The sequence below is a fragment of the Gordonia sp. SGD-V-85 genome (assembly GCF_001456905.1).
Lineage (GTDB): Bacteria > Actinomycetota > Actinomycetes > Mycobacteriales > Mycobacteriaceae > Gordonia > Gordonia hongkongensis.
The window spans coordinates 21,300-38,731 of the sequence record NZ_LNQO01000006.1 but is presented as its reverse complement, the minus strand read 5'-3'; the positions used below and the strand labels follow the sequence as shown (position 1 = coordinate 38,731).

Here is a 17,432-nt window from a genome sequence, read left to right as displayed (position 1 = left end):
CGACACCCTTGCGCGCGGACTCTGATACAACTAGAACAGGTTCTAGTTCTTGACGGGTTCATGGTGAGGGAGGCACAGGGTGGACTTTGCCCTGGACGGCACGGCGATCGCGGTTCGCGATGTCGCCGAGGACGTGTTCGCGCGACGACAGCCCGACTGGGAGTCGACGTTCGGTGGGCGTCATTCCGGTGGGACGGCAGCGGCCGAGCAGGAGGCGACCCGCGGCGGGTTCGAGGCCGATGGCTGGCAGGCGCTCGTCGACGCCGGACTGCTCGCCCTGCCCCTGCCGGCCTCGCTCGACGGTGACGAGGTCGACGAGTCGGGTCTGCTCCCGTTGTTCCGCCGGATGGGCCGGGCCGCGGCGGTGACGCCGGCGCTCGGATCGCTGACCGCGGCGCTAGTGTTCGCCAGGGCCGACGCCCAGGACGGCGAGGGATCGGTGTGGTCGCGGTTCGGGGGTTCGCTCACCGGCGGCAGTTGGGTGTCGGTGGCGATCGGCGAACACGGCGACGCCCTGACGGCGCATCCGCGGACCTCGGTCCGTGACGGGCGGCTCACCGGCACGAAGGTCGGCGTCCTGCACGCCGACGGTGCCTCGCTGTTCCTGGTGGCCGCCGATGCCGGTGTCGTCGCCGTCTCGCCCGCCGCCGACGGGGTCACCATCACGCGCACGCCGACCTCGAGCGGCTGGGGTGAGTACACGGTGGCCTTCGACGACGTACCCGTCGACGACGCCGACATCGTGGTCCGCGACCTCGCGATCCTCCGTGATCGCTACCGCCTGGCGCTGTGCGCCTACGCCGACGGCCTGGTCGCCGGCGCCACCCGACTGACCGCCGACCACGTCTCCACGCGCGAGCAGTTCGGCAAGCCGATCGCCTTGTTCCAGGCGGTGGGCCAGCAGCTCGCCGACATCTACGTCGTCGGCCGGTCGATGGAACTCGCGACCACCTCGGCGGCCTGGCGGTTGTCCGAAGGTCTGGACGCCGCAACCGATCTCGCGATCGCCGCCTACTGGCTGGCCGAGGAGGTCCCGCCGACCACGCGGACGATGACCCACCTGCACGGCGGCATCGGCGTCGACATCACCTATCCGCTTCACCGCTACTTCTCGCTCACCAAAGACCTCGCGCGTCTGGTGGGCGGAGCGCACGTGCGGCTCGACGAGCTCGCCGACATCACCGACGTCCCCGCCGACGACACCCGTATCGCAGAGGTGCCCGATGTTCATTGATCTCACCCCCGAACAGCGCGCGCTGCGCGCGGAACTGCGCGAGTACTTCGCCGACCTCGTCACTCCCGACGAGGCAGCGGTGATGCTGACCGAACGCCACGGCCCGACCTACCGCAAGGTCATCAAGCGGATGGGTGACGACGGCTGGTTGGGCGTCGGCTGGCCGACGGAGTTCGGCGGCAAGGGTTTCGGTGAGATCGAACAGCAGATCTTCACCAACGAGGCCGTGCGCGCCGACGTCCCGCTGCCGGCGGTGACGCTGCAGACCGTCGGGCCGACGCTGCAGGTCCACGGCACCGAGGAGCAGAAGCAGAAGTTCCTGCCCGCGATCCTGGCCGGTGATGTGCACTTCGCCATCGGGTACACCGAACCCGAGGCCGGCACCGACCTGGCGTCGTTGACCACCACCGCCGTCCGCGACGGCGACCACTATGTGGTCAACGGCCAGAAGATCTTCACGACCGGCGGTCACGACGCCGACTACATCTGGCTCGCCGTCCGCACCGATCGGGATGCTCCCAAGCACAAGGGCATCTCGATCCTCATCGTCGACACCTCCGACCCCGGTTTCACGTGGACGCCGATCATCACCGCCGACGGCGCGCACCACGTGAATGCCACCTACTACCAGGATGTTCGGGTTCCGGTGTCGATGCGGGTCGGCGAGGAGGGGGGCGGGTGGAAGCTGATCACCACCCAGCTCAATCACGAGCGCGTCATGCTCGGCCCCGCCGGTCGTATCGACGGACTCGCGGCCCGGGTGCGTGCCTGGGCGCAGCGGCCGGGCCCCGACGGGACGGTCATCGCCAAGCATCCCGACGTCCGTCGCGCGCTCGCGACCATCGACGCCTACGGCCGCATCAACGAGTTGCTCAACTGGCAGGTGGCCGCGACAGGTGAGGCCATCTCGATGGCCGACGCGGCGGCCACCAAGGTGTTCTCGACCGAACGCATCCAGACCGTCTGCCGGATGGTCGACGAGATCATCGGGCGCTACGGCGATTTCGCCGATCCGGAGACCGCGGCGCTGGTGAACTGGCTCGACGTCCAGGAGAAGCGTCACGTCGTCATCACGTTCGGCGGTGGCGTCAACGAGGTCATGCGCGACATGATCGCGACCGCCGGCCTCGGACTCCCGCGGGCCAAGCGGTGAGCGCGCCCGAGCTCGCCCGCGACGGCGTCGCCGGAGACGAGGCGATCCGAGCCGCCGCGCAGGAGATCATCGACGCCGGACCGAGCGCACCGGTCGCCGGGCGGGACCCGATCAATCAGCCCATGATCAACAACTGGGTCGAGGCGATGGGCGACACGAACCCCGTCTACACCGACGACGCGGCGGCCCGGGATGCCGGCCATCCCGGCATCGTCGCGCCGCCCGCGATGGCGCAGGTGTGGACGATGCGCGGCCTTCACGGGGTGCGGACCGCGGACGATCCGCTGGGTCGCGCGAGCGAACTCTTCGACGAGGCCGGCTTCACCTCGGTGGTGGCCACCAACTGCGACACCGTCTATCACCGCTACACCCGCCCGGGCGAGGAGGTCGCGCTGTCGGCCGAACTCGTCGAGGTCGTCGGGCCGAAGAACACCGCGCTCGGCGAGGGCTGGTTCTTCACCACCCGCAACGTCTGGTCGGTCGGCGGAGACGACGGGGCGCGTGAGGTCGTCGCCGAGATGCGGTTCCGCATCCTGAAGTTCCGCCCCGCCGCACGCGCTGCCGCCGAGCCGGTTTCCGACGCCGGGGTGCCCGACGATCTCGACCCGGCTCGCTTGCTCAAGCCGAGCGCGTCGAGAGACACCGCCTTCTTCTGGGAGGGCGTCGCCGCCCACGAGTTGCGCATCCAGCGCGACGGCGACGGTGCACTGCGGCATCCGCCGGTCCCGGCGACCTGGAAGCCGCGCGAGGCCGACGGAACCGTCCCGCCAACGGATTACGTGGTCGCGGCCGGTACCGGCACCGTCTACAGCTATGTCGTGCATCGAGCGCCGAAGGTGCCCGGGCGGCGGTTGCCGTTCGTCGTGGCCCTCGTCGAACTCGACGAGGGAATCCGTATGCTCGGTGAGCTCCGGGGCGTCGAACCGGAGGAGGTGGCCATCGGCATGCCGGTGCGCGCCACCTATCTGGATTTTCCGGCCGATGACGAGGCCGGGACCCCGGCCTGGACCCTGCACGCGTGGGAGCCGGCCGTGCCTACCGAAGGGGAGCCCGCATGACGAGCGTTGCCACCGACCCCGCTGCCGTCGGAACGACGCTGCCGGCGTTGACGATCGAGGCGACCCCGACGTTCGTCGTGGCGACCGCGCTCGCCACACGCGACTTCCAGGACGTGCACCATGATCGCGATCTCGCGCAGGCGAAGGGGTCCAAGGACATCTTCGTCAACATCCTCACCGACACCGGGCTGGTCGAGCGGTTCGTGACCGATTGGGCTGGCCCGACCGCCCGAATCCGCTCCATCGCGCTGAAACTCGGTGTGCCCTGGTACGCCTACGACACGGTCACCTTCACCGGCGAGGTCACCGCGGTCGACGCCGGGGTCATCACCGTCGCCGTGACCGGGACGAATTCGCTGGGCAAGCACGTCATCTCGACCGTCACGCTCACGATCGGTGCGACCGAACCCGACACGGTCGGTTCGCCCGCGGGTCGAGGGGAGGGACTCTGATGGGATCACTGTCCGGTCAGGCGGTCATCGCCGGCATCGGTGCCACGGAGTTCTCCAAGGATTCCGGGCGCAGCGAACTCCGGCTCGCCGCGGAGGCGGTGTCGGCGGCGATCGCCGACGCCGGTCTCACACCCGCCGACGTCGACGGTCTCGTCACGTTCACGATGGACACCAACAGCGAGATCTCCGTCGCCCGGGCAGTGGGGATCGGGGATCTGACCTACTTCTCGCGGATCCACTACGGCGGTGGTGCGGCGTGTGCCACGGTGCAGCAGGCCGCGATGGCGGTGGCCACGGGTGTCGCCGACGTCGTGGTGGCCTACCGCGCATTCAACGAACGGTCGGGACTGCGCTTCGGGCAGGTCAATTCGGCGGTGGCGAACCAGGAGAACTCCTCGGGTACTGAGAACGCCTTCACCTATCCGCACGGGTTGTCGACACCGGCCGCGTTCGTCGCGATGATCGCGCAGCGCTACATGCACGACTTCGGTGCCACCAGTGAGGATTTCGGGCGGATCGCCGTCGTCGACCGCAAACACGCGGCGGTGAACCCGGACGCGTTCTTCTACGACAAGCCGATCACCCTGGAAGACCACCAGAACTCGCGGTACATCGCCGAGCCGCTGCACCTCCTCGACTGCTGCCAGGAATCCGACGGCGGTGTCGCGCTGGTGATCGTGTCCCCGGAACGCGCGAAAGACCTGCCGCACAAGCCCGCCGTGATCGCGGCCGCCGCGGCCGGCAGTGCTGCCGACCAGTACATCATGACCAGCTATTACCGGGACGAGCTCGCCGGTCTGCCGGAGATGGGGCTCGTCGGCCGGCAGCTGTGGTCGCAGTCGGGTCTGAACCCCGACGACATGGACATGGCGATCCTCTACGACCACTTCACCCCGTACACACTCCTGCAGCTCGAGGAGCTGGGATTCTGCGGTCGGGGCGAGGCCAAGGACTTCGTCCGGGAACCGGGTGCCCTCGAGGTGGGTGGCCGGTTGCCGCTGAACACGCACGGCGGCCAGCTGGGCGAGGCCTACATCCACGGCATGAACGGGATCGCCGAAGGGGTCCGGCAGATCCGCGGGACCTCGGGCAACCAGGTCGAGGCGGCCGAGAAGGTCGTCGTGACCGCCGGAACCGGCGTTCCCACAAGTGGATTGGTGCTGACCGCATGACAGCTGCCGATCCGACGCACTTGCACTCGAATTCACTCCGTATGACCAAGGAGCGCGCACGATGAAGTTCAACCTCGCGAATGTCTTCGAGACCGTCGCCGACTCGGTGCCCGAGCGGATCGCGCTCAGCTACCAGGGTCGCCAGATCAGCTATGCCGAACTCGACACCCTCTCCAATCAGGTGGCGCATCTGTTCGCCGGCGCGGGGATCGGTGCGTTCGACAACGTCGCGCTGTTCCTGAAGAACAGCATCGAACACGTGACTAGCCTGCTGGGACTGCTGAAGGTGCGCGCGGTCCCGGTCAACGTGAACTACCGCTACACCAACGCCGAACTGCAGTACATCTTCGACAACTCCGACTCCCGCGCGATCATCGTCGAACTGCCGGAGCACCAGCGCAGCGTCGCCGCGCTGCTCGGCGAGACCCCCACCGTGCGAACGGTGTTCGTCATCGGCGACATCGTCGAGGAACTCCGTGCGGCGGTCGCCGACCTGCCCGACGGGCGCGTCGTGGAGATCGTGTCGTTCGCCGACGCGGAGTCCAAGCCGGACGGCCGGGACTTCGAGCCGCGCACCGGCGAAGAGCTCTACCTGCTCTACACCGGCGGTACCACCGGGTACCCGAAGGGTGTCATGTGGCAGCACGACGACTTCTTCCGCAAGCCGCTGTCGGGGGGCAACCCGTACGGCGAGGCCCGCAAGGATCTCGCGGAGATCGGCACGGCGGTCAAGGATTTCCCGCCGATCGCGTTCCTGCTCGCGGCTCCGCTCATGCACGGCGCGGCGTCGTACTCGTTGTTCACGTTCTTCACCCTCGGTGGCCGGCTGGTCATCCAGCGCGACTTCGACCCCGAGGCGATCGTGACCGAGATCGAGAAGGAGAAGGTCAACATCGTCCTCATCGTCGGCGACGCCATGGGCATGCCGCTCGTCGAGGAGCTCGAGAGGCGCAAGGACTCCGTCGATCTGTCGTCGATGTTCTCGATCACCTCCGGCGGCGCGATCTGGTCTCAGCACGTGCGGGACCGGATGCTCGCGGTGAAACCGGATCTGGTGCTGCGCGACAACTTCGGCGCCTCGGAGTCGGGTAACGACGGCGAGATCATGATGGACGAGAACGGGAATCTGAAGGTCCCGCCGACGGACCGGATGATGGTCGTCGACGAACGGCACAACAAGATCGAGCCCGGCTCGGGCGAGGTCGGTTACATCGCGCGCATCGGCAACGTCCCGCTCGGCTACTACAAGGACGAGGAGAAGACGGCGAAGACCTTTCCGACGCTGGCCGACGGCACCCGGATCTCGATCCTGGGCGACATGGGCACCGTGGAGGCCGACGGTTCGATCGTGTTCCTCGGACGTGGTTCGCAGTGCATCAACACCGGCGGCGAGAAGGTCTACGCCGAGGAGGTCGAGGCGGTGCTGCACGCGCATCCGGCGATCGCCGACGCACTCGTCGTCCCGGTTCCCGACGAGAAGTACGGCCAGCGGGTCGCGGCGGTGGTCAACGTCGCCGACGGGGTCGACGAGCCCTCGTTGGAGGAGATCCAGGACCACTGCCGGGAGACCCTCGCCCGCTACAAGGTGCCCCGCACGGTCGTCTTCGTCGACGAGGTCAAGCGGACCCCGGCCGGCAAGGCCGACTACCGCTGGGCCAAGGCCGCGGCCGCAGCGAACGAGGCCGCCCCGGTCTGATCAGCCCTCGAGTGCCAGGCGCACTCCGAGCCCGATCAACGCGACTCCGCCGATCGCTTCGACGCGACGGCGGATTCGTGCGCTCTGCAGCCATCCGGCGATACGGCCCGCGGCGCCCACCAGCACGGTGAAGTACGCGGCGGTCAGCGCGATGTAGATGGCCCCCAACCCTAGGGTCGTCCATCCCGTCGAGTAGCCGTCCGGCACGAAGCCTGGCAAGAGACTGATGAACAGGATGCCGATCTTCGGGTTGAGGATGTTGGTGAGCAGGCCGGCGGTGAAACCGGAGAACAGCAGTCCCGCCTTCCGGCCCGCGGGCGGCTCGACCACGTCCTGCGATGCCGCGAGATCAGGTGCGGCGCGCAGCAGCGCGCGGACCGAGCTGATACCCATCCACACGAGGTAGCATGCCCCGACGATCTTGAGGATCTCGTAACCGGTCTCGCTGGCCTGCAGCAATGCCGACAGGCCCAGGACCGCGGCGGTGACCCAGACCATCAGTCCGCACACGATGCCGGCGGCGGTCCGGAAGGCTTCGCCGCGTCCACCACGGACCACTCCGCGCAGGACCACCAGGGTGTCCGGACCCGGCAGCAGCACGATCAGCGTCGCGGTGACGATGAAGGACAGGAGCGCGGCGAGCATGAAGGTCATGGTAGGAACCGGGGCGCGGGCGAGCGCGCCGGGGCCGGTGGCCCCCACTGCTGGTCGAGCACCGTCGACTGAGCTGCAGCGAGGCCGCGTCCCGTTCTGCTGGCCGAGCAGCGTCGACCGAGCGCAGCGAGGCCGCGGCGTCCCGTTCTGCTGGCCGAGCAGCGTCGACCGAGCGCAGCGAGGCCGCCGCGTCCGTCGAGGTCACCTGGGTCAAGCCACGGACGTCAGCCGCACCACCGCCCACAGTGCGACCACCGCGACGACGAGCGTGGCGGGAACGGTGAGTGCGCCGAGGCGTAGGTACTCGCGGGAGGTCGGGGCGCCCGTGCCCCCGCCGGAGCCGTCGCGGTGCATGATGTCGCGCCACAGCAGGTTGGCCAGCGACCCGAAGTAGGCGAGGTTGGGTCCGAGGTTGACGCCGAGGAGCATCGCCAGGACCAGGCCGGGCTCGTGGGCGACGAGCGGGATGAGCAGCAGGGTGGCGGGCAGGTTGTTCACCAGGTTGGCGAGGACCGCGGCCAGCGCGGCGACCGCGAGCAGCGCGAGGAGTGATGAGTCATCCGGGATGAGGTTGCCGATCCAGTCGCCGATCGGGCCGGTTCGCACCGGGAGGATGACGACACCGAGCACGGCGACGAATCCGAGGAACGGGATGTTCAGGGCCTGCACCGTCTCCCACACAGTGGGCAGCGGTGCGTCGAGCAACCGCGGCACCGTGAAGGCGACCGCGCCCACGCCGGCCACCGCGGCCAACGGGACGCCCAGCGGTTCGGTCACGACGAAGGCGAGCAGCAGCAAGCCGAGCATCACCAGCATGAGGGTGGGGCGGGGCGGCGCATCCACCGGAGCCGGATCGCCGGCGGTCGAATCGGCTGCCGGGGCAGCGCGCGCGAGCGAGTCGGCGAAGTACATCCGGAAGATGAGGTATTCGACGACGATCGCGGCGATCCAGGGTGCCAGCATGACGCCGGTGAAGCCGAGGAAGGTCAGCCCGGTCGCGGAGAACGCCAGGAGGTTGGTCAGGTTCGACACCGGCATGAGGGTCGACGCGGTGTTGGCCAGGTGGGCGTTCGCGAACGCGACCGGGGTCACCGGCGCCCCGATCCGCCGCGCGGTGGCGACGGCGACCGGCGTCAGCAGGACGATCGTGGTGTCGATACTGAGGACCGCGGTCGTCGTCGCCGCGGCCAGGAAGACGATGCGCAACAACCGATGTGGCGAGGCCCGACTCCACCGGGCCAGGAGGGCGCCGATCCAGGTGAAGACCCCGGCGCGGGCACAGGCGTCGGCGATCACCAGCATCGCGGCCAGGAAGCCGATGGTCGGCGCCATCGTGGCGATATCGTCGGCGGCCTGCTCGACGTCGGCCAGGCCGAGCGCGAGGAGCAGCGCGGCGACCGGTGCGGCCACCACAACGGCCGGAACACGCTGGGCGACAACGGTCGCGACGATCACCACGAGCAGGGCGGCGACTCCGACCAGGGTGCCGGCGATGCTGTCCGCGGTGAGTACCACCGGGACAGGCTACTCAGTCGCGGGCGTAGGTGTCGTCGCGGTCCTGGTCGGGGTCGGACTCGATGGTCGGCGGCACCTCGACGATGCGTCGCGGCGTGAGCCACAGCAGCGCGACCGAACTGACGAGCATGATCCCGCCCAGGACGAGGCAGGCGTACTCGAACGGCACGTAGAACGCCTCTTGACTGCCGTCGGCGATCTTCTCCGCGAGCGATGCGGCCTGACCGGACAACCGGTCCACGACGACCGTCGCCTCGGCGAGGGATCGCTCGATCAGCGTCCCGGCCTGGTCGGCCTGGGCGACCATGGCCTGGCCGCCGGCGGTGTCGCCGGTGGCGATGCGCTGCTCACCGGCGGCGGTCAGTTGATCGCGGGCCAGTTGTGCGGTCTCGCCGATGCGCGACTGGTATCCCGCGGCGACGATGCTGCCCGCGATCGCGATACCGATCGCCGCGCCGATCTCCCGGGCGGTGTCGTTCACGGCCGAGCCGACGCCCTGGTTGTCGAGCGGGGTGTTGGACATGATGGCCGTCGTGGCGGGCGCCGACGCCAGACCGATCCCGACCGCTATCAATGCGACCACGCCGGCGAGCGTCCAATACGTCTCGTACCGGAACGATCCGAGGAGGATCAGCCCGACGCCGGACAGCAGGGCGCCGGCGGCGATGACGAACTTGAGCGAATCCAGTCGTACGGCAAGCCAGTTCGCGATGAGCGTGGTGAGGCCGACGCCGGCCACGAACGGCATCAGCGCGACCGCCGACTGCAGCGGGGTGTAATCGAAGACCAGCTGCAGCAACTGCAGCAGCAGGTAGAACATGCCGAACGAGGCGAGGAACTGGACCGCGACCGACAGCGCCCCGGACCCGAAGGCGCGGTTGCCGAGCAACCGGACGTCGAACAGCGGCGACGTCGAACGCAGTTCCACGGCGACGAACCCGCCCGCGAGCAGGACGCCGCCCACGATGCAGATCAGGACAACGGGATCCGCCCAGCCCCGATGAGGTGCCTCGAGCAGACCGAGGACGACGCCGGTGATGGCCAGGACCGAACAGACGGTCCCCGGGATGTCGAAGCGACCGGGGTCGCTGTCCTTGGAGGTGCCGATCGTCAGGCACAGCGCGGCCGCGACGGCTGACGCCGCGGCGAAGGTGATGAAGATCGAGTGCCAGGAGAAGAACTCCAGGAGAAGCCCGGTGACCAGGAAGCCGGCGATGGCGCCGCCGCCGGCGATCGCCGACCAGATGCTGATCCCGACCGCGCGTTGACCTTCCGGCATCCCGGACGTGATGAGCGACAGGGTGGTGGGCATGATCAGCGCCGCGGCGGCACCGGCGAAGCACCGGGCCAGGATCAGCTGGGTCGGGCCGTCCACCCAGATCGCCACCAGTGAGGCGATGCCGAAGAGGAGCAGGCCGGCGATCAGTACCTCGCGGCGTCCCAGCCGATCGCCGATCGCGCCCGCCGGGAGCAGGAGCGCCGCGAGCGCCAGGGTGTAACCGTCGACGATCCAGGTCATCTGACCGGCGTCGGCGCCGGTGTCGATCGCGATGTCGGGCAGGGCCGTGTTGAGGGCGGCCATGGCGGCCACGACCATGCTGACCGACAGGCAGGCGACGAGGACGAGCCAGGCGGACCGGGCGTCGAGGCGGATGGCGGACGGTAATCTCATTCGGCGTCCTGCGCTTTCGGGGTCGGCATACGGAACCGGTTCGGTCGGCACGTTCGCCGCCACCGCGGTGTTGCGGTTTCGTTATCGCGACACGCTATGTGGGCGCCGACGCTACTCGAGTAACTTGTGACACATTTATCACTGCAGTATCGATACCGGGCGAACGCGAGACCGCGCCGGTCCCCGTTGGCCCCGGACAACCGAAAGTGGTGACAGGTCATGGCCTCACCCCGAATCGCACGAACCCCCGCCGCTGCTACTCCCGCTGCCGCATCGCCCGACGTCGCCCCGAACGGGACCGAGATCTCGCCCGCCCGCGTCCATGTGTGGCGTGTGCTGTCGATGCTCGCCGCACTCATCGGCGTCGTCGTGGCACTCGTGGCCATCGCGTCGTCAGCGGTCTGACCCGACCCTCTGGGGAGGGCGGTGCGACCGCCGACGACGCGCGCGCCGACTGCTAGGCGGCGTGCCGCTCGATGGCGGCACCCAGACGCGGCAGTGCCGCGATCACGTACTTCTTCCCCTTGCCGCGCAGCGAGTTGTACGCCTTCGCGAGTGCGGGCTTGGCGGTCTCGGCCTGCTGGTCGGTCACCGACAGCAGGGCCTCGGCCGCGGCATCTCCGTTGGCCGAGAGGTGATCGCCGAAGGCGACACCGGCAGGCTTGGAGTCCCAGAACGGCGCCAGCGCCTTCAGGAAGTCCTCGGCCATCTGATCGGTGGCGCTGCGCACGACACCGGGCTTCACCTTCTGCACCGCGGAGTAGGCGGTCTTCACAGCAGCGCCGCTCAGACCCGACTGGTCGGCCACCTCGGCGTCGATGACACCGACGAGGTCGGTCACCAGTGCACTGCGGTTGTCGGCGAGTAGGGGCGTCAGCGAATCGCTCATGGGCGTCTCCTCGGGGATATGCGACGTGGAACCTGCGGGCCGCCTCGCGGGCCGCGTGTGTAGCGTACTGGCCCCACCAGACAGCGGCTCGGGGCTGCTGCGCCCGAGCCGCCGCGGCGTCGGTACTACTGGCGACGTTCGCAGACCACATTGCCGAGGGCCTTCGCGCCGTCGCGCTCGACGACGGTCGCGGTGGCCAGCAACCGGGAGCCGTCCTCCCAGACCTCGACCGCGAGGGTCTCGCCCGGGAACACCACGCCCGCGAACGACGCCGAGTAGTCGGCGACCGCGGTCACGTCGCCGCCGAGGACTTCGTCGACGATCACGCGGCAGACCGTGCCGTACGTGCACAGGCCGTGCAGGATGGGCCGGGGAAAGCCCGCGCGGGAAGCGAACTCGGGGTCGGAGTGCAGCGGGTTGCGGTCTCCGCACAAGCGGTAGAGCAGTGCCTGCTGGGGGAGCGTCGCAACGGTCAGCCGATGATCCGGCGCACGGTCGGGGTAGTCGACCTTGGCCGACGACCCGCGTTCGCCGCCGAATCCGCCCTCGCCCTTGGCGAAGATCGACGAGCGGGACGTCCAGAGGGTCTGGCCGTCGTCGCCGGTGGTCACCGACTCCTGCACGATCACCGCGGCCGACCCCTTGTCCTGGATCTCGGCGATCCGGGTGCGGGTGGTCGCCTTGCCGGCGGCCGGCAGCGGCCGGTACGCGGTCACCTGCTGGCTGCCGTGCACGACCTTCGCGAGGTCGATGTCGATGCCGGGGAACGAGACCTTCGGGGGCTCGGTGGTGTGGAACCCGGCGGCCACGGTGGCGAAGGTGGGCAGCACCTTCGGCGTCGCGTCGTGGATGTACTCGAGCCCGGTGGTGTCCATCGGGTCTGCTGCGGCACCCACCGCGAGGTTGTAGAGGGCGGCGTCGGAGGCCGACCATTCGAAACTCACCTCGGGCAGGTCGGCACCGAGGGCGACGGAGAGGTCGATGGGCATCGGGTCAGGCTCCTGTCGATGTCGGGGTGGCGGCGTTGGCGGCGATGTCGGCGGCGGCCAGGTATCCGAAGACCATGGCCGGACCGATCGTCGCGCCCGGGCCGGCGTAGGTGTGCCCCATGACCGGCGCGCTGGTGTTGCCCGCCGCGTAGAGACCCTCGATGACCGAGCCGTCGGCCCGCAGTGCGCGGCCCGAGGCGTCGGCGTTGATCCCGCCCTTGGTGCCGAGATCGCCCGGGACCATCTTGACCGCGTAGAACGGGCCCTTGCTGACCTCGCCGAGGCTCGGGTTGGGCTTGTTGGTGATGTCGCCGTAGTAGTGGTCGTAACCGCTTGTGCCACGGCCGAAGTCCTCGTCGACACCCTTGCGGGCGAAGCCGTTGAACCGCTCGGTGGTCGCGGTCAGCGCGTCGGCCGGGACGCCGATCTTCTCGGCGAGTTCCGCGATGCTGTCGGCCTTCACGACGACGCCCGACTCGAACCACTTCTTGGGCAACGGCTGTCGCGCGTTGATGCCCGCGAAGAGATAGCGGTTGCGGCAACGCTGATCGAAGACGAGCCACGACGGCACGTTCTCGCCGGGCCCCTCGCCCTGGCCGAACTCCCCGCCGTACATCTGGTGCACCGCTTCGACATACGGCAGCGACTCGTTCATGTAGCGCTGCCCGCGCGTGTTCACCATGAAGGTGCCCGGTACCGCTCGCTCCGACAGCGCGAACCACGGACCGCGCGGCAGCGGGATGGTCGGCCCCCACCAGGCGTCGTCCATGAGCGACACCGCGGCGCCGATCTTGAGGCCGGCGTTGATGCCGTCGCCGGTGTTGCTGGGGGCACCGGTGGTCCACTCGGAACCGATGGGGTCGCGCTGGTACTTCTTGCGCATCTCGTCGTTGTGCTCGAACCCGCCGCAGGCGAGGATCACGCCGTGGCGGGCCCGGATCTCGACGCGCTTGCCGTCGGATTCGGCGATCACGCCGACCACGCGGCCGTCTTCGGTGATGAGGTCGGCCAGGCCGGTGTTCAGCCGTACCGGGACACCCGCCTCGCGGACGCCGAGAAGGAGCTCGGCCGCGAGGGCGGCGCCCATGGCGATCAGCTTCTTGCCGCGGCTGCGCGCCCAGAAGAACCGGCTGCCGACCTTCGCCATCCGCAGCGGACCGCGCCAGTGCCGCAGGCCGGTGTTGAGCCAGCGGTAGTCCGACTGCAGGACGACCATGTTCAGCGGCGCCTTGGTGTACTGCGGGTGCAGGGTCTTCAGGTCATCCCCGAGGCGGCGTGCGTCGAACGGCCGCGGCTCGATCGACCGTCCGGCGAGCCGTCCGCCGGGTGCCTCCGGGTAGTAGTCCGAGTAGTTCTTGACCCACTCGAGGTCGAGGGGGGCGTGCGCCATCAGGAAGTCCAGCGCCTCGGGTCCGCGGTCGATGTAGGCGTCGATGCGGTCGGCGGGCGCGTGTTCGCCGATGATCGCGTGCACGTACTCGCGCGCCTTCTCGGGGGTGTCGACCACGCCGTCGCGGCGCAGCACCGAGTTGTTCGGGATCCAGACGCCGCCCCCCGACCGCGATGTCGAGCCGCCCCAGTACGGCGATTTCTCGATCAGGACCGTCGACAAGCCCTTCTGAGATGCGGTGATCGCCGCGCTCAGGCCCGCACCGCCGGCCCCGACGACGACGACGTCGAAGGTCTCGGGTCCAGGGGTCTCGGGTTGGGTACTGGTCTGTTCTGGTTCGGTCGAGCCGGCCATGGGGTCCCCTTCGTGCGCGCAGCTGGAACGTGTTCTACCTGAATTAGAACACGTTTCAGAAATGCCACGCCAGGGGTGCTCCCGTTCCCGTCGGCTGTGCGCCCGAATCTGTCGACTGTGCGTCTGAACTCGTTCACTGTGCGGCTGTTCTCGTCGACTGTGCGACGGGATCGGACGCGCCGGTGATGACGTGCCAGGGGTCGAGGCCGTCGTCGAGGATGCGCGCCGCCAACTGCTCCGACCATTCGTGCTCGGTCCCGTACCGGTCGCGCCAGGTCCACAACGCCGTGGTGAACCGGCCGAGGGAATGTTCGGCGGTGAACCCGATAGCCCCGTGGATCTGATGGGCCGCGGCCGCGACGTCGTGCGCGGACCGCGACGTGACGATCTTCGCGGCGGCGATCGCGTCGCGGGCCGTAACGATGTCTTCCGACGCCGCGTCGGTCGCTGCTCGTGCGGCGGTCTCCATCATCGTGCTCTGCGCGGCCATGTGCGCGAGCCTCTGTTGGATGGCCTGGAACTTCGTCAACGGCCGGCCGAACTGGACCCGCTCGGCGGCATACCGGATCGTGCGTTCGCGTACCGCTCGCGCGGCTGCGGCCAGGGTGACGGCGTAGACGAGCGCCCCACGCGTGCGTAGATCGTCGACCGTGACCGGCGACGAGGCGGAGAACGTGACCTCGGCGTCGTCGAAGACGATGTCGCTGTAGTCCAACCCCATCAAGTCAGTGCCAGGCTCGACCCGAAGCCCAGCTTCGCGACGATCGACGACCGCGATCACCGCGCCGTCGGTGGTCGAGGCCAGGATCACGATGACGTCGGCCGACGCGGCGTACGGGACTCCGATCGCGGTGCCGCTGAGTCGGATTCGCTCGTCATCTCCTCGGACGGTTGCCTCGTCGACGACCGCGACGGTCGCGCTCAGCCCGTCGAGTACGTGATCGACGCGTCCCGCGAGCCACGCAGCCAGCAATGCGTGTTCGACATACGGGGTGATCGCGCCGGCCTCGGTGAGAGTGTCGAGGACGGCAAGAGCGTCGCCGAGCTCGGCGCCCTGACCTCCTGCCGGCTCCGGGACGTCGAGAGCGGTGAACCCGGCGTCGACGAGGGCCATCCACAACGTGAGGTCGGCTTCGGTGGCCGGGGTCCGCAGGTCGACGGGAAACCGTGTCACCATCGCGGCCGTCGCCGCAGCGAGTTCTGCTGCCAGTTCGGTCATCGCATCCCCAGTCCGCGCGCGACGATGCCGCGCAAGATCTCGTTGGTTCCCCCACGCAGGGTGAAAGCCGGTGTGTGCAGGACTGATTGAGCCAGCAGGCGGTCGAAGTCCGACCCGCCGGTGCGCCGCGGGGTCGCGCCGGACGCGTCCCGGATCGCGGTGACGAGGTCTCCTTCGAAGGTCGAACCGAGGTCCTTGACCATCGCCGCCAGTACGTCGGGTTTGCCGCCGGATTGAAGTTCACGCGCCACCTGCATCGACATCTGGCGCAGCGCCCAGGCCTGTGCGGTCAGCTCGCCCAGTGTTTTTCGCTGCTGCGGCGTCGCGCCGTGCTGTCGAAGCAGGTCGGTCCAGGTGCGGAGCAACGGCAGCGTGGAGAGGTAGCGTTCCGGCCCCGACCGTTCGAAGGCCAACTCGCTCATCACCTGTCGCCATCCCTCTCCGCGCACGCCGAGCAGTGCCGAGGAGTCGACGACGGCATCGTGGAAGATCACCTCGTTGAAGTGCGCTTGACCGTCGATGCTCGCCAGCGGACGTATCTCGATGTCCGGGTGGGGGAGGTCGACGACGAACTGCGACAAGCCCTGCTGCCGATCGTCGGGTGTGCCCTCGGTGCGGGCGAGCAGCACCATCGCGTGTGCGATGTGAGCACCCGTGGTCCAGACCTTGGTGCCGCTGATCGACCACGAGTCCCCGTTGTCGGTGGCCCGGGTGCGGACCGCGGCCAGATCGGAGCCGGCGTCGGGTTCGCTCATCCCGATCGCGAAGAACATCGTGCCCGCGGAGATCTGCGGGATGTAGTGCTGCTTCTGCGCCTGCGTCCCGTTGGCGAGGATTCCCGGAGCCATCTGCCGATCTGCGATCCAGTGCGCCGCAACCGGTGCGCCGTGCGCGAGGAGTTCCTCGGTGACCACGAAACGCTCGACCGCCGAGCGCGCCTGTCCGCCGTACTCGGCGGGCATGGTCATACCCAGCCAGCCCCGATCGCCGAGTCGTCGACTGAAGTCGGGATCGAAACCCGTCATCCAGCTGTCTACGTCGGGACGGAAAGCGCCCTCGGCGAGTTCGGTTCGCAGGAAGTCGCGCACCTCGGACCGCAGGGCGCGCAGGACGTCGTCCCGGCTCATCACCGGCCGGGACCGCGCGACGACCAGTTCTGCCCCTTGCGGGCCATCGACCACATCTGCACGCCACGCTCGATCTCGATCGCCGAATCCCAGGTCACCGCCGGCGGGCCAAGTTCGAGTCGGACACTGGCCATCACCCGGCGCGTCAGTTCGGGGTCGCGCGCGGCGGGTCCGGTCAGATCGGCGACGATCGCCGGGATGTCCGGAACCGGTGCGGCCGCGTACGCCAGGCCACGTTCGACCGCCTGCGCACCGGACAGCGACTGACCGCAGGCGGCGAGCGCGATCGTGTCGGCCCGCCCCACCGCGCGGTTCAGCAGGGTGAGGTGCCCGCCCCCGGGATGGATGCCGCGGGCGAGGAATCCGCTGTCGAGGACGGCGTCGGGTGTGGTGACGAGCAGGTCGACGGCGAGCGCGAGGTTGAGGCCCGCCCCTACGGCCCCACCGACGACGACCCCGACCGTGGGGACCGGCAGGGACCCGACCCGGACGAACGCGCGGTAGACCGCGGACAGTTGCGCCACGGATTCCGGTGCCGCCGGATCGGCCGACGCGCCGGCCAGGATCCGCGTGTCGGCCCCGCTGCAGAAGTACGAACCGGCTGCGTCGACGACGACCGCGCCGATGTTGCCGTCCGCGGTGACCCGGTCGCAGAACTCCTCGATCGCCGCGGCCATCTCGAGGGTGATGGCGTTCTTGCGGCGTGGGTTGTTGAGCGTCAGCCGTCCCACGCCGTCGTGGAAGGTCGTGAGGACGGCTTCGCCAGTGTCGTCGGTGTCCGGCGAGACGGGATTCGGGGACTCGGAACTCATGACGAGAACCGTAGTCGTCCGGTGCGCGCGTGATGGCCGATCTCGG

The 17,432-nt window shown here is 69.1% G+C and carries 16 protein-coding genes; 7 read left to right on the top strand and 9 right to left on the bottom strand.

What is annotated here, in order from left to right:
• The first annotated feature begins 79 nt into the window (after positions 1-79).
• The 6 genes from AS181_RS08645 to AS181_RS08620 all read left to right on the top strand — a co-directional run bounded on the left by AS181_RS08645 (position 80) and on the right by AS181_RS08620 (position 6,765).
• A complete protein-coding gene (locus AS181_RS08645; protein WP_058251188.1) occupies positions 80-1,234 on the top strand; it encodes an acyl-CoA dehydrogenase family protein in 1,155 nt (384 codons plus the stop codon).
• Positions 1,224-2,387: an acyl-CoA dehydrogenase family protein gene (locus tag AS181_RS08640; protein WP_058251187.1), complete on the top strand. Its 1,164-nt coding sequence runs from the start codon at positions 1,224-1,226 to the stop codon at positions 2,385-2,387. The genes AS181_RS08645 and AS181_RS08640 overlap by 11 nt, the downstream gene beginning before the upstream one ends.
• Positions 2,384-3,445: a bifunctional MaoC family dehydratase N-terminal/OB-fold nucleic acid binding domain-containing protein gene (locus tag AS181_RS08635; RefSeq protein WP_058251186.1), complete on the top strand. Its 1,062-nt coding sequence runs from the start codon at positions 2,384-2,386 to the stop codon at positions 3,443-3,445. The genes AS181_RS08640 and AS181_RS08635 overlap by 4 nt, the downstream gene beginning before the upstream one ends.
• Positions 3,442-3,897 (top strand): MaoC family dehydratase, encoded by a 456-nt coding sequence (locus tag AS181_RS08630; RefSeq protein WP_058251185.1) that lies wholly within the window; start codon positions 3,442-3,444, stop codon positions 3,895-3,897. The genes AS181_RS08635 and AS181_RS08630 overlap by 4 nt, the downstream gene beginning before the upstream one ends.
• A complete protein-coding gene (locus tag AS181_RS08625; protein WP_058251184.1) occupies positions 3,897-5,069 on the top strand; it encodes a lipid-transfer protein in 1,173 nt (390 codons plus the stop codon). The genes AS181_RS08630 and AS181_RS08625 overlap by 1 nt, the downstream gene beginning before the upstream one ends.
• Positions 5,070-5,130: 61 nt before the next feature.
• Positions 5,131-6,765 carry an acyl-CoA synthetase gene (locus AS181_RS08620; protein WP_058251183.1) on the top strand — a complete coding sequence of 545 codons (1,635 nt, stop codon included), beginning with the start codon at positions 5,131-5,133 and terminating at the stop codon, positions 6,763-6,765.
• Here AS181_RS08620 and AS181_RS08615 read toward each other — a convergent pair whose 3' ends face one another.
• The 3 genes from AS181_RS08615 to AS181_RS08605 form a co-directional block, all read right to left on the bottom strand.
• Positions 6,766-7,410, bottom strand: a complete 645-nt coding sequence (locus AS181_RS08615; RefSeq protein WP_058251407.1) for a LysE family translocator — start codon at positions 7,408-7,410, stop codon at positions 6,766-6,768. It lies immediately after the preceding gene.
• A gap of 219 nt (positions 7,411-7,629) precedes the next feature.
• On the bottom strand, positions 7,630-8,934 hold the full coding sequence (locus AS181_RS08610; RefSeq protein WP_058251182.1) for an SLC13 family permease: 1,305 nt from the start codon (positions 8,932-8,934) through the stop codon (positions 7,630-7,632).
• A gap of 13 nt (positions 8,935-8,947) precedes the next feature.
• Positions 8,948-10,606: an MFS transporter gene (locus AS181_RS08605; protein WP_058251406.1), complete on the bottom strand. Its 1,659-nt coding sequence runs from the start codon at positions 10,604-10,606 to the stop codon at positions 8,948-8,950.
• A 219-nt stretch (positions 10,607-10,825) separates the two neighbouring features.
• Here AS181_RS08605 and AS181_RS08600 point away from each other — a divergent pair, with 219 nt between their 5' ends.
• Entirely contained in the window at positions 10,826-11,011 is a 186-nt protein-coding gene (locus AS181_RS08600; RefSeq protein WP_058251181.1) for a hypothetical protein, read from the top strand.
• Positions 11,012-11,063: 52 nt separating this feature from the next.
• Here AS181_RS08600 and AS181_RS08595 read toward each other — a convergent pair whose 3' ends face one another.
• The 6 genes from AS181_RS08595 to AS181_RS08570 all read right to left on the bottom strand — a co-directional run bounded on the left by AS181_RS08595 (position 11,064) and on the right by AS181_RS08570 (position 17,386).
• Complete coding sequence (locus tag AS181_RS08595; RefSeq protein WP_058251180.1) at positions 11,064-11,495, bottom strand: DUF6918 family protein; 432 nt, start codon at positions 11,493-11,495, stop codon at positions 11,064-11,066.
• Between the two features lie 125 nt (positions 11,496-11,620).
• Positions 11,621-12,484, bottom strand: coding sequence for a MaoC/PaaZ C-terminal domain-containing protein (locus AS181_RS08590; RefSeq protein ID WP_058251179.1), 864 nt, complete (start codon positions 12,482-12,484; stop codon positions 11,621-11,623).
• A gap of 4 nt (positions 12,485-12,488) precedes the next feature.
• Positions 12,489-14,228 carry a 3-oxosteroid 1-dehydrogenase gene (kstD, locus tag AS181_RS08585; RefSeq protein ID WP_058251178.1) on the bottom strand — a complete coding sequence of 580 codons (1,740 nt, stop codon included), beginning with the start codon at positions 14,226-14,228 and terminating at the stop codon, positions 12,489-12,491.
• Positions 14,229-14,361: 133 nt separating this feature from the next.
• Entirely contained in the window at positions 14,362-15,447 is a 1,086-nt protein-coding gene (locus tag AS181_RS08580; RefSeq protein ID WP_058251177.1) for an acyl-CoA dehydrogenase family protein, read from the bottom strand.
• Positions 15,444-16,574 carry an acyl-CoA dehydrogenase family protein gene (locus tag AS181_RS08575; protein ID WP_058251405.1) on the bottom strand — a complete coding sequence of 377 codons (1,131 nt, stop codon included), beginning with the start codon at positions 16,572-16,574 and terminating at the stop codon, positions 15,444-15,446. The genes AS181_RS08580 and AS181_RS08575 overlap by 4 nt, the downstream gene beginning before the upstream one ends.
• Positions 16,574-17,386 carry an enoyl-CoA hydratase-related protein gene (locus AS181_RS08570; RefSeq protein WP_058251176.1) on the bottom strand — a complete coding sequence of 271 codons (813 nt, stop codon included), beginning with the start codon at positions 17,384-17,386 and terminating at the stop codon, positions 16,574-16,576. Before AS181_RS08570 ends, AS181_RS08575 begins: the two co-directional genes overlap by 1 nt.
• Between the last annotated feature and the right edge of the window lie 46 nt (positions 17,387-17,432).

Bases quoted from the DNA above. Each gene is read 5' to 3' on its own strand.
- AS181_RS08640 (WP_058251187.1), top strand. From the start codon at position 1,224: ATGTTCATTGATCTCACCCCCGAACAGCGCGCGCTGCGCGCGGAACTG.
- AS181_RS08630 (WP_058251185.1), top strand. From the start codon at position 3,442: ATGACGAGCGTTGCCACCGACCCCGCTGCCGTCGGAACGACGCTGCCG.
- AS181_RS08625 (WP_058251184.1), top strand. From the start codon at position 3,897: ATGGGATCACTGTCCGGTCAGGCGGTCATCGCCGGCATCGGTGCCACG.
- AS181_RS08620 (WP_058251183.1), top strand. From the start codon at position 5,131: ATGAAGTTCAACCTCGCGAATGTCTTCGAGACCGTCGCCGACTCGGTG.
- AS181_RS08615 (WP_058251407.1), bottom strand. From the start codon at position 7,410: ATGCTCGCCGCGCTCCTGTCCTTCATCGTCACCGCGACGCTGATCGTG.
- AS181_RS08605 (WP_058251406.1), bottom strand. From the start codon at position 10,606: ATGAGATTACCGTCCGCCATCCGCCTCGACGCCCGGTCCGCCTGGCTC.
- AS181_RS08600 (WP_058251181.1), top strand. From the start codon at position 10,826: ATGGCCTCACCCCGAATCGCACGAACCCCCGCCGCTGCTACTCCCGCT.
- AS181_RS08595 (WP_058251180.1), bottom strand. From the start codon at position 11,495: ATGAGCGATTCGCTGACGCCCCTACTCGCCGACAACCGCAGTGCACTG.
- AS181_RS08590 (WP_058251179.1), bottom strand. From the start codon at position 12,484: ATGCCCATCGACCTCTCCGTCGCCCTCGGTGCCGACCTGCCCGAGGTG.
- kstD (WP_058251178.1), bottom strand. From the start codon at position 14,228: ATGGCCGGCTCGACCGAACCAGAACAGACCAGTACCCAACCCGAGACC.
- AS181_RS08580 (WP_058251177.1), bottom strand. From the start codon at position 15,447: ATGACCGAACTGGCAGCAGAACTCGCTGCGGCGACGGCCGCGATGGTG.
- AS181_RS08575 (WP_058251405.1), bottom strand. From the start codon at position 16,574: ATGAGCCGGGACGACGTCCTGCGCGCCCTGCGGTCCGAGGTGCGCGAC.
- AS181_RS08570 (WP_058251176.1), bottom strand. From the start codon at position 17,386: ATGAGTTCCGAGTCCCCGAATCCCGTCTCGCCGGACACCGACGACACT.